The following is a 20,381-nucleotide window of genomic DNA, read 5'->3' on the forward strand; positions in this document are numbered from 1 at the left end:
CCATCTACTATTTTCTTATCTAATTCAACGATTGGCTAGTAACTTCTCCCACTCATCAAATGATAATTTCTTATTAATATGTTTTAAATTATCAGGGACTTCAATGTAACACATCAGTTCTAAACTATTACCGTCTGGGTCAAGAAAATAAACAGACGCGTTTCCTTGGTTTGGCCTTATAAATGGTTCCGTAGTAGTTCTGTTACCAAAAGGAACAGCCTCCATGTCTAAGGAATCAAGCCACTCTAGAGACTTTTTAAATTTTCATAAGAAACTCGAAAAGCTATGTGCCTTTATGATGGATGATAAGGAGTTTGATACTCACTACCTTCCCACAATCCTAACCAACTTTTTCCTTCTTCCAACCAGAAAAACGCTGTTTTATCATCGCCTCATGCAAACTTTAATCCTAATTTCCGATAAAAAACCCTCATGAGAGTTATCTTATTGCAAAGTGATGAGAAAAAGTTAGGATAAATGCTCCTATCTCTGAAAATAAAACATAACTCCACCTACAACAAGCAATACACTGGCAATCATAAAAAGATCATACGTATTGGTTAATATATTTGGTAATTCGTTATCTTCATCCTTTTCTTGATCATTGTCAGAGCCCTATACTCCTACCTGCTCATATGTTATTACTTCTTTAGCAGACTCATACATAGCAAACTGACTGAAGTATTGATAATTTCCATCCGACTTCCTTCTCTCTACTTCCATTATACTACGAATAATAAGGTGTTAATAGACTACATTTTCCATCTTCCCTGTTCTATACTGTTATATATAAATCCAAAATAAGAGGTGTATCAGTATGAATGACAAAAAAGATGTCTTAGATAGTGGACCTTTCTTTCATGGTACTAAAGCAGAACTAAATATTGGAGATCTTTTGGAACCGCAATACTTATCAAATTATCAAGACAAAAAATCAAACTATATATATTTCACTGCTACATTAGATGCGGCTAAATGGGGTGCTGAATTAGCGACATCCAAGTCAAAAGAAAGAATTTACGTAGTAGAACCTTTAGGTGAATTTGAAAACGACCCAAACGTAACGGATAAAAGATTCCCGGGAAATCCAACACGTTCTTATAGATCTAAATCGCCTTTGAAAATAGTAGCTGAATTAGGTTCATGGAAAAGACATTCTGACGAAGAAATAAATCATATGCTTACATCCTTAAAAAAATTACGAGAACAAGGCAAAGCTGTCATATACGATTGATCCACAATACCTTTAAAGTCACGATTTATTTGGAATAACGTCTGGATAATGCAGCTTACAATGTAAGTCTAATTACACATAGAAAAAAACGGTTCCTTACAACAATCAGGAACCGTTTTTTAAAATTGTTATACTGTACAGCCCAATGTTACCAATTAATAATCGAATTGCGGCAGTCGGTGTTTTACCTCAGGAAACTAACGGAGCTAAAACAGAATAATGATAACTAGAAGACAATCTCATACAAGATTCTGCGACAGAATTCACATTTCCCTCGTGAGCCCATTTCCATATCCATTTACTTCCCTAAAGAACGAATCACAGAACAAGTACAGATTATCCCTTTGAAGAAATTATCTACATTTAGATTTTCATTTGGTGAATGGTTTGCTTCATCAGAATTTGCATATGGAACGATAACAGAAGGTACACCTAGTATTTGGGTCCAGACATAATCTGGTAAACTACCACCTAGGCTAGGCTGTAGGACTGGCTCTTCATGGTAGGCTTCCTTGACTGCTTCCTTAATAACCTTTACAACCTCCAGATCTGCAGACGTACGAGATGGCTTCATTGAACCATGACTTACCACTTCTACTCCAGGTGCATGTTTATGAACATGTTTAATAAATTTTTCTAAAATATCATCTGGGTCTTGATCAATTACTAATCGCATATCCATTTTGACCATAGCAGTAGAAGGGATAATTGTTTTTGCACCTTCCCCACCATAACCACTATGAAAACCTGCGATATTTAAAGTCGGTTCAAGGGTTAGTTTTCGGTAATATTCCTCCCGTGTCATATCAAAACCTTTATATCCAATTTGATTAGCGACTTGTTTAGCATCATAAGGTAATGTGGATATCAATTCTTCCTCGTTTACAGTGGGTTTTTGCACGTCATCATAAAACCCTTCTATTAATATATTACCATCATTATCCTTCATGGTACCTAGAAGATCAACAAGCTGCCATGCTGGATTTGGAGCAATATTTCCTTTGTTACCAGAATGATTATCCCAATCTGAGCCTTTTGCATTTAGTTCTACATAGAGCATTCCTCTAACTCCGAGTAAAACAAAAGGCGCCCCACTTTCATGCATTGGTCCATCTGATGTATACACTAAATCTGCTTTTAATAAATCGCGATGCTCAGAGACAAATTTAGCTATATTCGGGCTCCCACTTTCTTCTTCTCCTTCAAATACAAATTTGATATTTATCGGAAGATCCCCTATAACTTCTTGGTAGCTTTTAAGTGCGAGAATTTGCGCCATGAGCTGTCCTTTATTGTCCCCAACCCCACGGCAATATATCTTCCCGTCTCTTATCGTTGGTTCAAAGGGTGGTGAATTCCACTCCTCAATCGGGTCTGCAGGCTGAACATCATAATGTCCGTATATGAGTAACGTAAAATCATTATCTCCCTTCATCATTTCACCGTAAACGACAGGATGTCCATCCGTCTCAATTAATCTACTATCCATTCCGATATCTGCTAACATCTTAAGTAGCATGGCACTTGTTTCTTTCATCCCAATATTCTGTGCACTAATACTTTTCTGGCGTAATAAAGTAAATAACGTCTCCAAATATTCCTCTTTATTTTTCTCCATAAATTCCCTTATCTGGTCTAAACTCATCACTTTCCCTCCTCTATTAATTGTTTACAGCACCAAGAACTCCGTTTGTTGAGGCCATGGCAATTATGACACAGCCCCACATATGTTTGTATGCTGTGACCATGTCATCACATGTGAAACTAATACGAGTTGGCGTGAGCATTTGCACAGTTGGTAATGTTGACGTCATTTGCGCCTGTTGCGGGCCTTTAAATTCGATTTCAAACGTAATAGGTCCTTCCAAAACGAAAGGCTGGTAGTGTTCTATGTCTTCCACTGCGACCTGTACATATTTTTCAACCTCTAGTTGCACGACATCAGGATGTATTAATTCAGCAGCTAATCTGTTTCTAGCATATTTGGTTACAACAGACTGTACTAGGGGTAAGGTTTCTTTTACTTCTTTTACATAAATATCATCCCCACTAATAAAAATAGAAGGAATTTGAAACTTCCCGGCAACCATTGCATTGAGTTCTGTTTCTCCAACAATTTTGCCATTTACATTAAATTCTTTTACACAAACTCCCGCTAACGTATGGGAAATAACTGCATTGGAATCACTCTCTCTTCCATGATGTCCAACAAAAATAATGCCATCAAACGAATCGTCCAATCCTTCTAACTGGGCCATTACTCGATTGTTCCCAGACACCAATCGCGCCCTTGGGTCTAAATCTTCTATTATTATATTAGACATATTTCCATGCCCATCTGCTACGACTACTTCTGTTGCTCCGCCATTAAAAGCTCCTCTTATAGCCGCATTTACTTCTTCAGTCATTAATTTTCGAAATCGTTGATACTCTCCACTTGTTACAAGCTGTTGAATGGTAGCAACACCAGCAATTCCTTCAATATCAGCTGAAATAAATAGTTTCATTATATACATCCCTTTCTTATATTCAAAAGTTTATGTAAATAGCTTATAAAACTGCTCTCAAGAAATAAGTACTTGGCAAATAGCTATTTACCATTTACCAAGTACTTTATCTTCATTTAACAAATAAGGGAGTTAAGATCTCTTGGGTAATACGTTAGCATTTCAATACCATCTTCAGTAATTAACACAGTATCAGAATGCCTAAAACCACCAAGTCCCTTCACATAAATACCAGGTTCAACAGTTACCACCATACCTGGTTCCATTACGGTATGATCACCTAGATCAAAGAAAGGTGCTTCATGACCAAGTAAACCAATATTATGCCCAGTATGATGTTGGGTTAAATGTGTAATACCTTCTTCTTTAAAGTACTGTTGCACTTTTTCTTCTACGGAAGAATATGTAGCCCCAGGTTTAATGGCAGAAAAGGCAACATCCTGTGCTTCATACATCTGATTAAAGTATTTTTCTTGATCCTTAGAGACTTCTTCCACAAACATGGTTCTTTCTAATTCACTATGATAGCCAAACACATCTGCAGCAGCCCCTGTGACGAGCGTATCACCCTTAGACATAATCACGTTTTGTGTTACAGCGTGTGGAAATGCAGATTCAGGTCCAATCTGTCCGCGGAATATCGCATAAGCTGTTCGGCCATGCGGCTTATAATTTGGCCCTAACGTTTCAATCATCGCCATTGTAGCCTCTGTGGAAGCTTTACTCGTAATCTCAATTTCACTTAAACCGGCTTTCGTATATTTTTGAAGAAGACGGTGTGCTAAATTCCCCCACCGACAAGATTCTTTAATTAGTTCGATTTCATTCTCTGACTTAACAAAACGTAATTTCTCAATAACTCCTTTTAAAGATACAAACTCTTTAACCTCGAGAAACTCATCAACTGAAGGTCCACTATATCCCATAGGAGAACCATATCCTAATGAATCATAACCAATTGTCTTTCCTTCAAACCCAAATTTCTGTAGTACCTCTTTTAAATATTCCATCGGATGTTTAATGCCAGGATACTCAGGATAAGAATGCACATGATCAATTACCGCATATTCCTCTGCATGGTTATGCTCCAATGCAGGAACAAATAGATGCACCTTATGATCGGGATCTACTAATACTCCCATCGGGCGTTCCGTTGAATGAAAATGGAAACCTGTTAAATAAAAAATGTCGGTTACAGCAAATATAATCGCCCCATCACAATTCTCTTCAAATAGTTTGTTGAAAAATTTCTGCTGTCTTTCCTTGAACTCGCTTTTAGGAATGGTTAATAGCATATTCTTTCTCCTCCTTATTTTCTGAATCTGTATATAAATGACAATTTGCCTTATGGCCATTCGAAAACTCTTTAGACACTGGTTCAACCTCACGACAAATATCCATCGCAAATGGACATCTTGTATGAAATGAGCATCCAGAAGGTGGGTTAGCTGGACTTGGTACATCACCAGTTAAGATGATCCGTTCCTTCTCTTCATCTGGATGGGAAATTGGAACAGCAGAGATTAACGCTTGAGTATAGGGATGCTTTGGATTTGCAAATAACTCTTCCGTATCAGCAACCTCAACAATTTTACCAAGATACATTACGGCAACCCGATCTGTCATGTGTTCAATTACGCTTAAATCGTGTGATATAAATAGGTAAGTCAAACCAAACTCTTCCTGCAAATCTAGCATAAGGTTTATTACTTGAGATTGAACAGATACATCTAGGGCTGAAACGGGCTCATCGGCAATAATAAAATCGGGTTGCAAAATGACAGCACGAGCAATTCCAATACGTTGTCTCTGACCACCTGAAAACTCATGAGGGTACCGGTCTAAATGCTCTTCCGACAAACCAACTATCTTTAACATGTTATTTATCTTCTCAAGTCGCTCTTCTTTCGGAAACTTATTATGAACTCGTAATGGCTCCATTAAAATTTGACGGATGGTTTTCTTAGGATTTAATGAAGCATAAGGATCTTGAAACACCATTTGCATCCTATTTCGTAATGCTCGCATTTGATTATATGGTAGTTTTTCGATATTTTTACCCTTAAAGACTATTTGGCCATCTGTAGGATCGGTCAAGCGGAGGATTGTTCTTCCTGTTGTTGACTTTCCACAACCCGATTCACCAACAAGCGCAAACGTTTCACCTTCTCTTACAGAAAAACTAATATCATCTACTGCACGCACATTAATTTTTTCTTTGAACATGCCTTGGGATATTTCAAAGTATTTTTTTAGATTTTTGATTTCTAACAATGTTTTTGTTTCCATTTAAGACACCTCATCCTTGTTAGAATCTTGTAGCCAACACTTGCTCATATGATTCCCTAAATGTTGGACAGGTGGTGTCTCCTCAAAGCATTTTGAAAAAGCAAAAGGACATCGATTCGCAAAAATACATCCCTTCGTAATTTCGTTTGGTTTCGGTACTTGCCCTTTAATGGAATACAATCGATTTTTACGTGTGTTTTTAGATGGTAACGATTCAATTAATCCTCTTGTATAAGGATGCAAAGGGTTATCGAATAACTCTTTTACTTCTGCTACTTCTACTATTTCACCAGCATACATAACAACGACACGATCACACATTTCTGCAACCACGCCTAGATCATGGGTAATAAGTAAAAGACTCATGTCATGTTGCTTTTTAATATCTTTCATCAGTTTTAATATTTGGGCTTGAATGGTTACATCCAAAGCTGTCGTTGGTTCATCAGCTATCATTAATTTGGGTTGGCCTAAAAGAGCCAAAGAAATCATGACACGTTGTCTCATTCCACCTGAAAGCTGATGTGGATACTCGTGAATAATTTGCTTTGCACGTGGAATCCCAACTTGGTTTAAAACATCAATTATTGCAGTTTCTATCTCTTTCTTAGACATCTTTTTATGCTGTTTTAATGGCTCGCTTAGTTGTTCCCCAATTGTAAATACGGGATTTAGTGATGTCATCGGTTCTTGAAAAATCATTGAAATATCATTACCTCTAAGTTTGCGGAAATGCTTTTCTTTTAGATTCGTTAAATCCTTTCCATCAAATACGATCTCACCAGAGATAATTTCACTTGTTTTTTCTGGCAACAGTCCCATTACAGCCAAAGAAGTAACACTTTTTCCACTTCCGGATTCACCAACAACGCCCAATGTTTCCCCTTTTTTTATGGAAAAGTCAACACCACGGATTGGTTGAACTGTTTTCTTACCAGTCTTAAACTGTATTTTTAAATCTTTTACTTTAAGGATCGTATCGGACATATAAATCCCCTCCCATCATTCTCCTTTTAATTCAGGATCTAATGTATCGCGTAACCAGTCCCCAAATAAATTAACTCCAAGTGCCGTAATTACAATCGCTAATCCTGGGAAAGTGATTAGCCACCAAGAACTAAATATATAATCCTTTCCTTCATTAAGCATGTTTCCCCAAGCAGGTGTGGACGGTTCTACTCCAAAGCCTAGGAAACTAATCGAAGCTTCTGCAATAATATAGGTACCAATTTGTAATGATGCAAGAATAATAATTGGAGTAAACAGATTAGGTACAATATGTTTAATAAGAATTTCAAACCGACTAACGCCAGTCGCAATACATGCGGTAATAAACTCTTTTTCCCGTAATGCAAGAACTTCACTTCGAATGACACGAGCGAAAATCACCCAGCCACCAACTGCTAATGAAATAATAATATTTCTCAAACCTGCTCCAATAATTGCATTGATCACAAGCACTAATAGAATAAATGGGAAACTTAAGGTCACGTCAACAATTCGCATTAAAATGATATCAATCCATCCACGAAAAAAACCTGCAATAATTCCAATTATGGTACCAATTAACCCTGCAATTAGAGCTGTTGCTAAACCAATAATGACGGATACCCTAGCCCCCAAGATAATCCGGGAGAAAATGTCTCTTCCAAGTTGATCGGTCCCTAATAAATGGCCTTCTGTCATTGGCGGAAGTAGTTTTTTACTAAACTCTGCAAAATAGGGATCAAAAGGTGTAATCCATTGCCCGATCAAACTTATTACAATCAAAGTCATTATAATGATAAAGCCAATTAACCCAGTCCAGCTTCTTGATAAATTGGAAAAAAAGGTAGCAATAGCCGATTTCCTTTTTGGTTTCACATGATTTTCGAGAGCTTGTTCGTTCTGTGGAAGGCTTGATGACATGTTTTTCACCTACTTCACTCGTATTTGCGGGTTTACATATGCGTATAGTACATCTGCAATGAAGTTAACCAATGCGTAGATTAAGGCAATAATAAATACCCCAGCAAGAACTATTGGAAAATCTCTGTTCATAAGAGATTGCATTAATAATCTACCTACACCTGGCCAAGAGAAGACTACCTCTGTAATAACAGCTCCACCCAGTAACACACCTAAATCTAAAGCAACTAATGTAATGATTGGAATTAACGAATTTCGTAAAGCGTATCTCATAATTAATCGAAATGTTGGAACACCGGAAGCTTTACTCGTTCGAATATAATCTTTTCGTAGAACATCTAGCATTGCAGATCTTGTAAATCGTGTGAATCTAGCAACACTGTATGCAGCTAATGTTAATGTTGGAAGAATCAAATGGATCGCTGTGCCTCCACCTCCCGAAGGTAGTATTTTTAATTGGGCAGCAAAGAAATAGATTAGGATTAATCCCAACCAGAAACTAGGGATCGCCTGTCCCACTACAGTAAGTGCTACACCAACTTTATCGAAAACAGTATTTCTTTTATAGGCAGATAAGACACCTAATGGAATTGCGATAATTAATGCGATTAATAACGCAGATATAGCCAGTTGGAAAGTTGCTGGTATTCTACTTAGTACAATTCCCAAAGCATCTTCTTGACTTCGCAGTGATTCTCCAAAATCTCCTTGAACAGCATGAAACATGAAGTCCCCGTACTGCACAATAAGTGGTCGGTTATAACCCAGTAGTTCCTTATATTCTTCTATCTGGTCCTTAGGCGCATCTGGGGGTAGAAATAAAGTCGTTGGATCACCTGATATTCTAATTAAGAAGAAAACAACCGTTAGTGCCAACAAAACTACCACTATTACTTGGAAGAACCTTTTAATTATAAAATCCAACATAGAGCAGCCCTCTCTCTGTGAAAAAGTTCCATTGTAAGAGGAGAGGTATGCCCTCTCCTCTTACTTTTTATTTCCAAGACATTTCAAACACTTGCATTTTTTCATCAACTCTAGGTTCGAAATTTAAGTCTTCTTTAATTGCATATAAGTCGGCTTGTTGCCAAAGTGGAACCCAAGCCGCCTGTTCTACTAAATCATGCTGCAATTCAGCGTATCCTTCAAATCGATCTTCTTCATTAAAGATTGCATTTGTTTCTTGGATTTTAGCTTCAATTTTTTCATCATAAAAACTACTGTATGGAGCACCTTCTGTGAATAAGTTTTCAATTGTTGATTGTGGATCAAATGCAGGTCCCCAACCAAGGATATACATATCTCCCATTTCACGATTTTGTATTTTTTCTAAATGGTTTCCCCATTCATTTACTTTTACATCTACTTGAACCCCAATTTTTTGTAATTGAGAAGCAATGCCTTGTGCTACTTGTGAATCCATTGGGTAACGTCCATTTGGTGTATCAAGTGTTAATGTTAACTCTTCTGGGTCATATCCAGCCTCTTCTAAAAGCTCAACCGCTTTATCAGGATCGTAGCCATAGTCATCTGTTTCTACATAACTACTATTGATAACCGCTAATGGACCAGTCATTTTCGTACCATAGCCATTTAAAATCGATTCCAATAATTCATCAACATTTACTGCATAATTTAATGCCTTTCTTACATTCACGTCTTGTAATGGACCATCATGGAAAGTATTCAAAGCTAAGTAATTAATACGCGCAGATGATACTTCTCCAATTTTAGCGTTATCTGTGTTTTTTATTTCAGCTACAGAGTCAACTGGAATATTTTTAAAGAAATCAATTTCTCCACCTAAGAATGCAGACATTCTAGAACTGAATTCTGGAATATAACGAAATTCCACTTCTTTAATTGCTGGCTCACCTTGCCAGTAATCTTCATTAGCTTCTAATTTCAAGAAGTTGTCCCTAGACCATTCAACAAATTTATAAGCACCAGTTCCAACTGGTTCCTTCGCTGCAACATCAGTACCAACTTCCTCTACATATCCGGGTTCCATAATAAGTAAATCCTCTGTTATACGCTGAACTAAACTAGGAAATGGAACAGAAGTCTTTATCTCTACTTCCGTTGGAGAAAGAACCTTGACCTCTTCCACGTTTGCCCATCTTGAACGATAGAATGACTGGTTAGCCTCATCTAAGATATAATCAATACTAAATTTTACTGACTCTGCATTAAAATCTGCACCGTTATGGAATTTCACACCTTCTTTAAGCGTAAGTCGCCATGTTAACTCATCAACATTTTCCCAATCCGTTGCTAAACTTGGGATGTATTCACCCGTTTGTCCATCTCGCTCAATTAGAGAATCATAGATATTACGGATTTGTGTATCTGTAGTATAGTTTACATCTGAGTTTGCAATTAATGTTCCAGCATCTGCTTCAAACCCAATAACAAGACTATCCTTTGCTTTTTGGTCATTGTTCCCATCACTCGAAGGTTCATCCTGTCCACTTGTTCCTTCTGTACACCCCGCAAAAATGAAAAGCATGCTCATAGCAAAAAACATTATTAAAAATCTTTTCAAAATAACCACCCTTTTCTATTAGTTTTGTGTAAGTATTTTTTCTATTTTATTCATAGATGAAATTAGTTCACTCAATTCTACTTCACTGATGTCTTTGACCATGTTTTCAACATTTAAATTAGCTTTTGACATTAACTCATCTAAATCTTCCTTTCCTGTTTGCGTAATTTCAAGATACTGCTTGCGACGATCTTCCTTAGAAGGCACCCTACTAATAACTTGATTCTCCTCAAACTTTTTAATAATTCTACTGATATATCCTTTATCAAATAAAAAATACTCAGATAGATGGGAGGCTGTACAATCCGGAAATGAATGTATTTCAAATAATATCAATGCTTCTGTTGCTGAATACGAGCTTTCATCTGTATATAAATTAAAAAGACCCATCATTCGAATATAAAACCTATTAAATTTTTTAATTTCTCCAATGTGCTTTTTCATATTTTCAGTAAATTCCCTCTCTTTATAATTTAAAATTAATTCTAATAATTTTTGTTGCTAAAGTCAACCTTTTTATTTAAAAAATATTCAGTTTAATTTATAATTATGTAACAGTTGAGTGCATACTATTTTTCTATTATTAGGAGGTATTAAAGTGGGGGGTAACGAGAGATTTTTTTATTCATTTATCTCAGAACAAATTGCTAAACACCAGTGCAAAACGTTGGGGATTAAAACTAGGGGCTAGATCAGTTGTCGCAGGTACTACTGTTAAGGAAATGATTAAGAGTGTATTAGATTTAAATGCATTAGGAATATCTTGTACCATAGATAATCTGGGAGAGTTTGTTTATGAAAAAGAGGAAGCAATCGAGGCTAAAACTCAAATTTTAAAGGTAATTGAAGCAATTTACGAACATGATGCGAAAGCTCATATTTCTTTAAAGCCTACACAAATTGGACTAGATATTGATTATGATTTTTGCTTAACAAACCTAACTGAAATCGTGGAAGCAGCAAACAAGCACAATATTTTTATTAACGTAGATATGGAAGATCATGCCCACTTGCAACAAACTTTTGATTTAATTAAAACATTGAAACAAAAATATAATAATATTGGTACCGTCATCCAAGCTTATCTCTTCCGCGCAGAAGAAGATATTAAAAATTTTAAAGAATCTCGTTTAAGGATTGTGAAAGGTGCTTATAAAGAATCTGAAAAAGTTGCATTCCAGAATAAGAAAGAGATTGACCAAAACTACCTTCGTTTATTAGAATATCATTTACTTCATGGAAGATTTACTTCTATAGCAACCCATGACCATCATGTTATTAACCATGTGAAACAATTTGTAAAAGAAAATAACATTGCATTGGATAAGTTTGAATTTCAAATGCTCTATGGGTTTAGAAAAGAAATGCAGCTTCAACTAGCAAAAGAAGGGTATAATTTTTGCACATATGTCCCTTTTGGAAGTGATTGGTATGGATACTTTATGAGACGACTTGCAGAGCGCCCGCAAAATCTAAATCTAGTAGCGAATCAAGTTTTTAACAAGAGAGTTAACACTATCATTGGGATTTGTGTAGGTGCACTTCTTGTGGGAGGACTACTCAAGAAAACAAAAGGATAATATTGCAAAAAAAAGATTCCAGAAATCGTTAATGATAACTGGAATTTTTTTAACTTTATTCAGGCTTCAGGTTTATACCCATATTACATATGTGAACTTATAAGAAGAATTGAAAAAAAGAGAGGTACATATACTGTCCTTTGTCTCATTACGCCTTCTTAATATATATACGAAATGACTTCTTCGTCGTCTTCTCATACTTTTCAAAATCCTTGCCGTATTTCCCCCTTAAGTATCGATCATGCTCCGGAATATTAAAGAAAACAAACATGAAGAATAGAAAGATGGGTATCAGTCCTGCCCATGCATTTCTTGTCAGCAATGCAAAACCGCATACCCACACGAAATCTCCGAAATAATTGATATGGATGGCATACCTGAATAATCCCCCGGTATAGAGTTTTCCTTTATTCTGGCTATCCCTTTTCCAGTGATTTCTTAACACCTCAGACAATGTATTAATTACTGAACCGGCAAGAAATATAAATACAGCAATTCCGTCTATCCAATCCAAGGGTTGTTCATTAGTTTCTCCTAACAGGGAAAAACCAATATAATAGAGAGCGAAGGCAAAAGAAACACTTACTGTTTCTCGCCATGTAATCCCTCGTTTCAACAAATAAACTACCATAAAACTCATCCTTAAAAAGACGACCAGACAAAAACCGAACAGCAGCACTCTTCTCTGAAAATCACCTTCGGGCAAATACAAGACTTCATTACCGGCTAAAAAGAGAAACCAGTAGACAAGGACAAGGAAAACACACTCATATGCAATAATCGTTAATCGCTGTGGCCAAGATTTGTTCGCTGAACCGTACATGGCAAACCACCCCTTTTCTAAATCAATTAGACGCAGATAAACTATGTCCCAGTCCGACTGTTTGGTCAATTTTATAGCGGATACTACCACTTTTGACCTTATTATCTCCTTCTGAATTTCCGAACCAACAACAATAGGTGAAAATATAAATTAGATGCAGCAAATCCGAATAATGAGAAGTAAATGACTTCCACTAGATATATACTATTGGAAAATATTATAAGGTATATAAATCCGACTAGTATACCAGCCAAAGAGTACAAACCTAACTGAATAAAGTACAGTTTCCATTTTGAATTTCTATCAACATTCCCGACTAACTTATCAATTAATATCGAAACAAGTATTCCTACAAATAAATAAACTGGACCAGAACTTGCTTTTTCTCTAATTTCAGTTATCTTAACCAAGCTTAAGATTTGGAAGTTAGTAATTATGTTAATATACAACTATATAGAAATTGAGTGCAGTAATTCATTTTCTATCCAACTTGTAGACCTTTTTTAAGGAGGTGAAACCCGTGGATAAAGATAAAAAAATAAATTATAAGAATCTAGAATTACAAGCGGAAGAAATGACTGATATTAATTCATATGCCTCCATATCAGGAGCGACAGTTAGTTCCATCGCTTGTGCTGCCACAGCGCTAACAGTAACATCCACAATTACTTCAGTAGGAACTGCATCATCTTACTTCCCTGGATAAACTACATTTTTTTAAAGGTATGGCATTTAGATCTCTAGTACCTTTCTCAACATACTTGTCAGCTTTAAAACGACTAAACATTATATAGCAGCCATACCGACGCTTAAATGGTACGGCTGCTTTTTTACTCGTTTACTTTGGTAAGAACTCAATCAACATAGTTAATTCAGCGGTTTATTAGAGATATCTAGCTTGTTTTTTCCCAACGAAATAATCGAGACGATAGAAATACTAAAAGAAGTGTTACAAGAATTAAAACTAAGTAGGAGGTTAATATTCCTAAAGATGGTTCTTCTCCATTCAAGTAAAATCTAAGCAGCTCACCAAAATAGGTTAAGGGTATGAATTTTGAAAGTGTTTCAATCCATGAAGGTAGTAGTGTTAATGGCATAAATAATCCACAAAAAATGAGTAACGGTGCTAATATCCCACCAGATATACCACTAACCGCTTCAACTGATAAATTCAAACAAGCGGTCAAATAACCTAAAGCAAAAAGCATAGTTAAACCTATCACGGAAACGATTATGATTGGTATTATATTTTCTAGCAGCAACATATCTTTCACATAGGCAACCCCCAATAAGATTAGTAATTGGATCGTCGCCAACAAGAAACGGGCCGTTATTTGTGAAACGACAAAGGTAATTTTATTTACCTCGGTAAGACCTATTAATCTTAATGTGCCTTTTTCTCTCATTTGAATAATAGGAATTGATGTCCCATTAATTGCAAGTGTAAAAAATGCCATCACTATTATACCGGGTATAATAAATTCAAGCATATCTGTTCCAGTTGTACTAGAAATGACTCCAAACATAATTACGAACAAGAACGGAAAAGCTAACACCATAAAAAATGTCATTGGATTTCGAATAAGTTCTTTCATATTCATGTTAATTAGCAAGAGAAGTTGTTTCTTCTTTTTCAATTAATTCACCTCCACTTAATCTTTTACCAGTTAATTTGATAAATACATCTTCTAGTGTACCTTGTTCAAAACGGATATTCTGCCAATCGTCCGATGTTAATTTTAATAGTGAAGTGAATAAACTTCTTGTGATTTTAGGAGCTTTAATTTCTAATTCATAGCCAGTCGATAATTCTTTGATAGATAAATGCGTTATTCCTTCTATATTATTTGTTAGTTGATTATAATCTGGTTTGTTAGAATATCTGACGAAAAGTCTTTGTTGGGGGCTGTGTTGTTGGATTAAATTATCTGGAGTATCTAAAGCAACAAATTGTCCTTGATGTAGGACTGCAATACGATCACATTGAGAGTATGCTTCTTCCATAGAATGTGTTGTTAAAAAAATGCTTTTACCTTCTTTTTTGAATGAAGTGATAATTTCCCATATTTTACGACGTGAATGAGGGTCCAAGGAGGCAGTGGGTTCATCTAAAAATAATATTTTTGGATCAGCAATCATAGCAATTCCTATAGATAGCCGCTTTTTTTGTCCACCTGATAATTTACGAGTTGGTTTATTAATCACATCTAATAAATCTATTTTCTCTAATACTTCATTTGCTGATTTGGATCGCTCGTACATATTAGAAAACAATTCTAGTGTTTCCCCTACCTTTAAATAAGAAAAAAGGTTGACATCTTGTGGTTGAACGCCAATATAAGGGTGAATTTTCTCGACGTTGTGGTTAACATCGAATCCCATAACATGGATATCTCCCTTAGTAATCTTGCGTAGTCCAATAATGGTTTCTAATATGGTAGTCTTACCAGCACCGTTAGAACCAAGTAAACCAAAAACCTCCCCTTTTTCAAGATTAAAAGAAACATTTTTGATGACAGAGGTAGAATCGTAGGATTTATATAATTTTTCTACAGTAACAAACTGTTTTTCAAATGACACTTTTATTACCTCCTCATAAACAAACTATTATTTATATAAAATATAACCATAATTTCTTATACTCAATAGGTATCTAGGTCTTCTTGCATCCTCTTCTATAAAGCCCCTTAAACGATAAATATATACGTATAGGGTATTCTTAGATGCATAGTCTTTATTTCCCCATGCGTAATTTACGATATCCTTACAAGAAACAGGTACTTCACTATTTATTGCGAGATAATACAGTATTTTAAATTGAATTCTTGATAAGGGGATTACTTCACCTTTGTTAATAAGCATCTCCCTTTCGGCCTCTAATACCCAATTCTCTCCAATAGATAAGTATTCACTTTTCAACAGTTGCATAATTAACCTACCTCCTTTCTTTTCATTACCTACGCGAAAAATCAGTATTTGGTTTAATAAAAAGCGAAATATTTAGAAAATGAATCTTTTGTACTACATATCTTAACAGGCTTTAAGACTCTATTTATTATATTTGTGCTAATCTAAATTAAGAGAGGTTAGAAAAAATTAGGAGGTGCAATTAAAATTTCACATTTAATTGAGAGATTAGTAGAACCGTTTGGATTAGTGAAACAAATTCATGGGTTAGATCCTTATCCAGGAGAACCGGATTTTCCAATCAAAGTAGCATCTTTAGGTGATATTTCGTATGCGCATGAACACATTGCTCGTGTGACACTGGGAAAATCGATTGCTGGTGACTTAGATGGAGCCGGAGGAGATTTACGAGAAGAAGAAAGCAGAATTAAGGCAATTGCTGAAGCATTAGAACGTTACTCAAGTTGTATTTATGACGAAAAACAATTCATTTGGGCCACGGCAAATGAATTAGGAAATAAAGCGTTAGATTTAACTAAAGTTCCAATGTGTTCCGAAGAGGAATTAGCACATCCAAGAGTGCCAGTTAGGAAGCCTCAACTTGATGCTCCATTACGATGGGTAAAGGGTATCTCGCTTCATACTCAAAAGGAAACTTGGATTCCAGCGATTATGTCCTATTTACATTTACCCGCAATGAGCCCAGGAGAGAAGTTTTGGTTACCCATTTCTACAGGGTGTGCAACCCATACTAGTTATGAGCAGGCCTTAGTTAACGGAATCAATGAGGTTATTGAGAGGGACGCCATATCACTCACTTGGTACCAGCAACTTCCCTTACCACATATTATTTTTGATGAAGTCGATCAACATATGCAGAATTTCCTAGATAATACCCATACAACACATAACATAAAACAATATATCTTCGATGGTACAACAGACGTTGGTATCCCTACCGTATATTCCCTGCAATTAACACCACATAATGATAAGCTTGGCGCCTTAATCATGTGTGCAACCGATCTTAATCCAAAGAATGCAATAAATAAAGTAATGAGAGAAGCAGCCTCATCTCGCATTGCAATGATGAACCGAAATGAGATTCCACATAATATTGATGATTTCCATGGTGTGTTTCATGGTGCATCGTATATGGCCAAACAAGAAAGGTTACATGCATATGATTTCTTAGTCAACTCAGAAAACCAAGTAAACCTTTCTCAGTTAGAAAACCTTGAGCAAGACAGTCCGGGTAGTGATCTTAACTTTCTACTAAATAGACTTGAAGAAAAAGGATTTGAAGCGTATGCAGTTGATCTCACCACAGATGAAGCAATGAAGGCAGATATGAAGGTAGTACGTGTGATTATTCCAGGCCTCCAACCACTTTCATTCAGTTATCGTTGTCGTTTTCTAGCTCATCCAAGATTATATGAAGGTCCAAGAGCAATGGGATATGAAGTAAAAAGTGAAGAGCAAATAAATAAATGGCCACAGCCATTTGCATAGAAAGGAGATACTAAATCTATGAAACCTATTCATATTATTACAGTTGGCTCTTTCGGGAAAGAAGTGGCAGAAAGAATAAGTCAAAGAGATGAGAAAGTTGTGGTAACAGAATTAGAGGGATACCAGTATTTTCTTCCGACTGATCGCTTTCCTTCTGCAAAGATCCACATATTTGCCAGTGACAAGCCATTGTCTCGTCTGTCCAAGCATTTGGATATCATTTTTTCAAAATGGAAGGAACCTTGGTTACCAATCATTCAAGAACATCCTTATGTAAGAATTGGCCCGTTTGTCATACCAGATGAAGAAGGTTGCTACCACTGCTTTGAATCTAGATATCTACAGCACTCATCTAACCCCTCACATGTGAAAGCACTATATGATTATTACTCATCTAACCCTATGTCTGCACCAAAAGGATATTTACCAGGATTTGCAGGATTTGTTGCATCATATGCTTGGAATTTGATTCAAAAGTTTGATCAAAAGGATTTCTCAATGGCTGGGAAAGTCTATCAATTAAATATGTTATCTCGTACATCCTTAAGTTCCAAAGTAATAAGTGTTCATGGATGTCCAAGATGCGGATTTGAGAGAGATCCAAAGATGGCAAGTATCGATTTGCTTGCAAAAAGTATTAAGCCTGTATTGGACAGTAGAACTCAGAAAGTAGAGGTGAACTCAAAATAATGGTAACTTCATCATTTATGTCAACAAATAATGTAGGTCATGCCATTGCAGACCCGAACCTCAAGTTCCCTAAGAGACCAAGATTCCTAAATGGAATAGAACAGATCCCCTTCAATAATAAGTTGTTGTTTCAAGGTAGTGAAAATCTGCAAATATTAAGTGGAAATGCTGTATCAAAATTTTTGCCAATGCTCCTCCCCCATTTAGATGGCACCAATACAGTGGAAAACATTATTACAAAATTTCCTGAGTATTCACCAAAGGATATCACTTCCATTTTAGCTGTATTATTCATGCGGGGCCTTCTTGATGACGCACAGGGTGATGACCTGATCGACTTAGATTTTTTTCGACCTGAAGTATTAGAGTACTTTAATCGTAATAATGATTCTACTAGGGTAAATAAAAGTGCAGCCCAAGGCCTGGAACGATTGAAAAATGCCAATCTATTAATTCTATCTGACTCTGACCATGGAGACATTCTACTTCATGAAATAAAACACATGGGAGCAAGTAATGTTGTCTTCCAAAGTTTAGATGATTACATCTACGTCCAAGATCTTACGTTAGTCATTGTGTTTTGTGTAAATGACTTAAAACATGAAAGATTAGAAGAAATTGATCAATTATGTATCTCAAATCAGGTTCCATGGATGTTAACACGAGTTGAAAGAAACCAAGGTGTAATTGGACCTTACTTTGAAAATATTGAAACCCCTTCATATGATGCATATCGCAACGAGTTAGAAAATAAAGAAAGACAATTAAAAGGCCAAGCGCCTCAAGAACTTGTTGAAATGTGGGAAAGCTATGCCGCCATTGAAATAGTTTATTTTATTACTAAATTAGCCCCATCTGTAACTGGTGTTGAATATCTAGTATTCAATTTTGATGATTGGACGAGCACAAGTAAAAAACTGAACTACCTCATTGAATCAGAATATATAGCCTACAAATTTGAAAATGCAATTGCTTTTCCTTCAAGACATTTAATCACACCTAAAAGTCACCAAATGCACTATAACCCAAAAAACTTACAACTATCAACTGAAGGGAAAGTATACCCAAGTGCTGATTTGATAAATCTACCCTTAAATACGGAGTTGTCAGGGGATTTCTTTTCCAATGCCTTTGAAAAAAGCACTAGCAGTCGGTCACTTGATTTTGATTCCTTAAGCACTTTGTTAACAATGACTGGAGGGATTAAGGAATCGCAAGGAATTATTAAAAGATGGGCACCGACCGGCGGAAATCTTGGATCACCACAATTTTATGTGATTCCGACAAACGTAAAAGGCCTTGAACCTGAACTACTTTTCTATCAAGAAATGGATCAAACCTTAGCAAAAATAGGCAAGGTAAATAACAATGGTCAACTTGAAAAAACTATTAATGAAGTTATTGGTAACCAAGAAGAGGAAATACCTGATGCCTTAATTGTCATAACAGGGAATTTAGAGCGGACAGCAGGAAAATACAATGGTTTTGCATATAAAATCATACATCTCGATGCAGGAGTTGCCCTTTCTCAAATGCAAGCCGTTTCAAAAGGGTTGGATCTGAAGATGAGGATGTACGATCAATGGAATGAAGAAAGACTAGTAGACTTCTTGGGAATTAATCATTATAAGGAGCCTGTTGTAGGTCTAGCTGGTATTTATGGTAAAGGAGCTGTTAATTAATGCCTTCTCTTGAACAATTTCAACACATTCAAGCAATGATTGAAGAAAACCATCAAATATTAGTTCAGGATCATGATGTCAAAGAAAATACTCAAAAATTGAATCTTAATATCTCTTATCCAAATAAGAGAAAGCTACTCCAGTCCGCATTAGAAGAAAGGACCGCAACAAGATTTTATAATTTGAAACCCATTGAGCTAAGTCATCTATTAACAATCCTGGGTACAGTGAAACAGTTGGACCTAGAAAATTGGTCAACACCCAATCAACTTGGAGTAAATATCGATATCTCAATCATTATACGTAATGTAACTGACGTTCATAGTCCTGCTATCTATGACTATGACGTTGTGTCCGATACACTCTTACCTGTTTATGAAATACCTGAAGATGAAGATAAAGATGCTTGGTATCTACAGAAGGAATTCACGAATTCCCCAGCAGTCATTATTGTTCATGGAACATTGGAAAACGCACTTAAACAATTTGGTGAACATGGTTACCGTCATTTATTGACTAGAGGAGGTGTTGCAGTACAGAATGCATGGCTCTCAGCTTTAACATTAGGTTATTCCGGAAGCATTTTTGCTGGAACACTCCCAAAACCTCTAAAGAAATTTACCAATATTGATGGGTATAAGAAGGTTCAATTATGTGCATTTTCATTCGGCAGCAACGTTTAGTCAAAGTTTAATGTATTGAAA

The 20,381-nt window shown here is 36.0% G+C and carries 20 protein-coding genes and 1 pseudogene; 7 read left to right on the plus strand and 14 right to left on the minus strand.

The genetic code is table 11. The features are described 5' to 3' along the window. Positions 1-24: 24 nt before the first annotated feature. Positions 25-365, minus strand: a pseudogene (locus ACTWPF_RS14650) (VOC family protein). Positions 366-817: 452 nt separating this feature from the next. Between ACTWPF_RS14650 and arr the strand changes: the two are divergent. Beyond that, positions 818-1,234, plus strand: coding sequence for an NAD(+)--rifampin ADP-ribosyltransferase (gene arr, locus ACTWPF_RS14655; protein ID WP_443149586.1), 417 nt, complete (start codon positions 818-820; stop codon positions 1,232-1,234). 298 nt (positions 1,235-1,532) lie between these two features. Here the strand turns inward: arr and ACTWPF_RS14660 are convergent, their stop codons facing one another. The 9 genes from ACTWPF_RS14660 to ACTWPF_RS14700 all read right to left on the minus strand — a co-directional run bounded on the left by ACTWPF_RS14660 (position 1,533) and on the right by ACTWPF_RS14700 (position 10,927). Continuing rightward, positions 1,533-2,879, minus strand: a complete 1,347-nt coding sequence (locus ACTWPF_RS14660; protein ID WP_443149587.1) for a M20/M25/M40 family metallo-hydrolase — start codon at positions 2,877-2,879, stop codon at positions 1,533-1,535. A 16-nt stretch (positions 2,880-2,895) separates the two neighbouring features. Continuing rightward, positions 2,896-3,741, minus strand: a complete 846-nt coding sequence (locus ACTWPF_RS14665) for a M55 family metallopeptidase (RefSeq protein ID WP_443149588.1) — start codon at positions 3,739-3,741, stop codon at positions 2,896-2,898. Positions 3,742-3,857: 116 nt separating this feature from the next. After that, a complete protein-coding gene (locus ACTWPF_RS14670; RefSeq protein ID WP_443149589.1) occupies positions 3,858-5,036 on the minus strand; it encodes a M24 family metallopeptidase in 1,179 nt (392 codons plus the stop codon). Then, entirely contained in the window at positions 5,017-6,030 is a 1,014-nt protein-coding gene (locus ACTWPF_RS14675) for an ABC transporter ATP-binding protein (RefSeq protein ID WP_443149590.1), read from the minus strand. Before ACTWPF_RS14675 ends, ACTWPF_RS14670 begins: the two co-directional genes overlap by 20 nt. Further along, positions 6,031-7,017 (minus strand): ABC transporter ATP-binding protein, encoded by a 987-nt coding sequence (locus ACTWPF_RS14680; RefSeq protein ID WP_443149591.1) that lies wholly within the window; start codon positions 7,015-7,017, stop codon positions 6,031-6,033. A 15-nt stretch (positions 7,018-7,032) separates the two neighbouring features. Continuing rightward, positions 7,033-7,938, minus strand: coding sequence for an ABC transporter permease (locus ACTWPF_RS14685; protein ID WP_443149592.1), 906 nt, complete (start codon positions 7,936-7,938; stop codon positions 7,033-7,035). 9 nt (positions 7,939-7,947) lie between these two features. Next, positions 7,948-8,865 (minus strand): ABC transporter permease, encoded by a 918-nt coding sequence (locus ACTWPF_RS14690; RefSeq protein ID WP_161465125.1) that lies wholly within the window; start codon positions 8,863-8,865, stop codon positions 7,948-7,950. A 67-nt stretch (positions 8,866-8,932) separates the two neighbouring features. Beyond that, positions 8,933-10,483: an ABC transporter substrate-binding protein gene (locus tag ACTWPF_RS14695; RefSeq protein ID WP_443149593.1), complete on the minus strand. Its 1,551-nt coding sequence runs from the start codon at positions 10,481-10,483 to the stop codon at positions 8,933-8,935. A gap of 18 nt (positions 10,484-10,501) precedes the next feature. Then, positions 10,502-10,927, minus strand: a complete 426-nt coding sequence (locus ACTWPF_RS14700) for a MarR family winged helix-turn-helix transcriptional regulator (RefSeq protein ID WP_443149594.1) — start codon at positions 10,925-10,927, stop codon at positions 10,502-10,504. 278 nt (positions 10,928-11,205) lie between these two features. Between ACTWPF_RS14700 and ACTWPF_RS14705 the strand changes: the two genes are divergently transcribed. After that, complete coding sequence (locus tag ACTWPF_RS14705) at positions 11,206-12,063, plus strand: proline dehydrogenase family protein (RefSeq protein WP_443149595.1); 858 nt, start codon at positions 11,206-11,208, stop codon at positions 12,061-12,063. A 148-nt stretch (positions 12,064-12,211) separates the two neighbouring features. Here the strand turns inward: ACTWPF_RS14705 and ACTWPF_RS14710 are convergent, their stop codons facing one another. Continuing rightward, positions 12,212-12,886 carry a DUF1295 domain-containing protein gene (locus ACTWPF_RS14710; protein WP_443149596.1) on the minus strand — a complete coding sequence of 225 codons (675 nt, stop codon included), beginning with the start codon at positions 12,884-12,886 and terminating at the stop codon, positions 12,212-12,214. A gap of 520 nt (positions 12,887-13,406) precedes the next feature. Here ACTWPF_RS14710 and ACTWPF_RS14715 point away from each other — a divergent pair. Further along, positions 13,407-13,592 carry a hypothetical protein gene (locus ACTWPF_RS14715; RefSeq protein WP_443149597.1) on the plus strand — a complete coding sequence of 62 codons (186 nt, stop codon included), beginning with the start codon at positions 13,407-13,409 and terminating at the stop codon, positions 13,590-13,592. A 187-nt stretch (positions 13,593-13,779) separates the two neighbouring features. Here the strand turns inward: ACTWPF_RS14715 and ACTWPF_RS14720 are convergent, their stop codons facing one another. From ACTWPF_RS14720 to ACTWPF_RS14730, 3 genes are read right to left on the minus strand one after another with little or no spacing between them, the layout of a single operon-like run. Further along, complete coding sequence (locus ACTWPF_RS14720; protein ID WP_234368451.1) at positions 13,780-14,523, minus strand: ABC transporter permease; 744 nt, start codon at positions 14,521-14,523, stop codon at positions 13,780-13,782. Further along, positions 14,489-15,466 (minus strand): ABC transporter ATP-binding protein, encoded by a 978-nt coding sequence (locus ACTWPF_RS14725; protein ID WP_106896041.1) that lies wholly within the window; start codon positions 15,464-15,466, stop codon positions 14,489-14,491. The genes ACTWPF_RS14720 and ACTWPF_RS14725 overlap by 35 nt, the downstream gene beginning before the upstream one ends. Positions 15,467-15,493: 27 nt before the next feature. Continuing rightward, positions 15,494-15,814, minus strand: coding sequence for a winged helix-turn-helix domain-containing protein (locus ACTWPF_RS14730; protein WP_106896040.1), 321 nt, complete (start codon positions 15,812-15,814; stop codon positions 15,494-15,496). A gap of 228 nt (positions 15,815-16,042) precedes the next feature. Here ACTWPF_RS14730 and ACTWPF_RS14735 point away from each other — a divergent pair, with 228 nt between their 5' ends. The 4 genes from ACTWPF_RS14735 to ACTWPF_RS14750 are packed head-to-tail and all read left to right on the plus strand — an operon-like array spanning position 16,043 to position 20,360. Then, positions 16,043-17,305 (plus strand): YcaO-like family protein, encoded by a 1,263-nt coding sequence (locus ACTWPF_RS14735; RefSeq protein ID WP_234368450.1) that lies wholly within the window; start codon positions 16,043-16,045, stop codon positions 17,303-17,305. Between the two features lie 18 nt (positions 17,306-17,323). After that, positions 17,324-17,995, plus strand: coding sequence for a TOMM precursor leader peptide-binding protein (locus ACTWPF_RS14740; RefSeq protein WP_106896038.1), 672 nt, complete (start codon positions 17,324-17,326; stop codon positions 17,993-17,995). Then, the gene (locus tag ACTWPF_RS14745; protein WP_443149598.1) at positions 17,995-19,677 is read left to right on the plus strand and encodes a nitroreductase family protein; all 1,683 of its coding nucleotides are present in this window, start codon (positions 17,995-17,997) and stop codon (positions 19,675-19,677) included. Before ACTWPF_RS14740 ends, ACTWPF_RS14745 begins: the two co-directional genes overlap by 1 nt. Beyond that, entirely contained in the window at positions 19,677-20,360 is a 684-nt protein-coding gene (locus ACTWPF_RS14750; protein WP_443149599.1) for a nitroreductase family protein, read from the plus strand. Before ACTWPF_RS14745 ends, ACTWPF_RS14750 begins: the two co-directional genes overlap by 1 nt. Positions 20,361-20,381: the final 21 nt, after the last annotated feature.

The sequence above is a fragment of the Oceanobacillus sp. M65 genome, assembly GCF_052246275.1.
In the GTDB taxonomy this organism is placed as follows: Bacteria; Bacillota; Bacilli; order Bacillales; family Amphibacillaceae; genus Oceanobacillus_B; species Oceanobacillus_B jordanicus.

Excerpts from the sequence above, each read along its gene's own strand:
- arr (WP_443149586.1), top strand. The coding sequence starts at position 818 with ATGAATGACAAAAAAGATGTCTTAGATAGTGGACCTTTCTTTCATGGT.
- ACTWPF_RS14745 (WP_443149598.1), top strand. The coding sequence starts at position 17,995 with ATGGTAACTTCATCATTTATGTCAACAAATAATGTAGGTCATGCCATT.
- ACTWPF_RS14670 (WP_443149589.1), bottom strand. The coding sequence starts at position 5,036 with ATGCTATTAACCATTCCTAAAAGCGAGTTCAAGGAAAGACAGCAGAAA.
- ACTWPF_RS14685 (WP_443149592.1), bottom strand. The coding sequence starts at position 7,938 with ATGTCATCAAGCCTTCCACAGAACGAACAAGCTCTCGAAAATCATGTG.
- ACTWPF_RS14660 (WP_443149587.1), bottom strand. The coding sequence starts at position 2,879 with ATGAGTTTAGACCAGATAAGGGAATTTATGGAGAAAAATAAAGAGGAA.
- ACTWPF_RS14710 (WP_443149596.1), bottom strand. The coding sequence starts at position 12,886 with ATGTACGGTTCAGCGAACAAATCTTGGCCACAGCGATTAACGATTATT.
- ACTWPF_RS14750 (WP_443149599.1), top strand. The coding sequence starts at position 19,677 with ATGCCTTCTCTTGAACAATTTCAACACATTCAAGCAATGATTGAAGAA.
- ACTWPF_RS14665 (WP_443149588.1), bottom strand. The coding sequence starts at position 3,741 with ATGAAACTATTTATTTCAGCTGATATTGAAGGAATTGCTGGTGTTGCT.
- ACTWPF_RS14705 (WP_443149595.1), top strand. The coding sequence starts at position 11,206 with ATGATTAAGAGTGTATTAGATTTAAATGCATTAGGAATATCTTGTACC.
- ACTWPF_RS14700 (WP_443149594.1), bottom strand. The coding sequence starts at position 10,927 with ATGAAAAAGCACATTGGAGAAATTAAAAAATTTAATAGGTTTTATATT.
- ACTWPF_RS14675 (WP_443149590.1), bottom strand. The coding sequence starts at position 6,030 with ATGGAAACAAAAACATTGTTAGAAATCAAAAATCTAAAAAAATACTTT.
- ACTWPF_RS14740 (WP_106896038.1), top strand. The coding sequence starts at position 17,324 with ATGAAACCTATTCATATTATTACAGTTGGCTCTTTCGGGAAAGAAGTG.
- ACTWPF_RS14680 (WP_443149591.1), bottom strand. The coding sequence starts at position 7,017 with ATGTCCGATACGATCCTTAAAGTAAAAGATTTAAAAATACAGTTTAAG.
- ACTWPF_RS14690 (WP_161465125.1), bottom strand. The coding sequence starts at position 8,865 with ATGTTGGATTTTATAATTAAAAGGTTCTTCCAAGTAATAGTGGTAGTT.
- ACTWPF_RS14730 (WP_106896040.1), bottom strand. The coding sequence starts at position 15,814 with ATGCAACTGTTGAAAAGTGAATACTTATCTATTGGAGAGAATTGGGTA.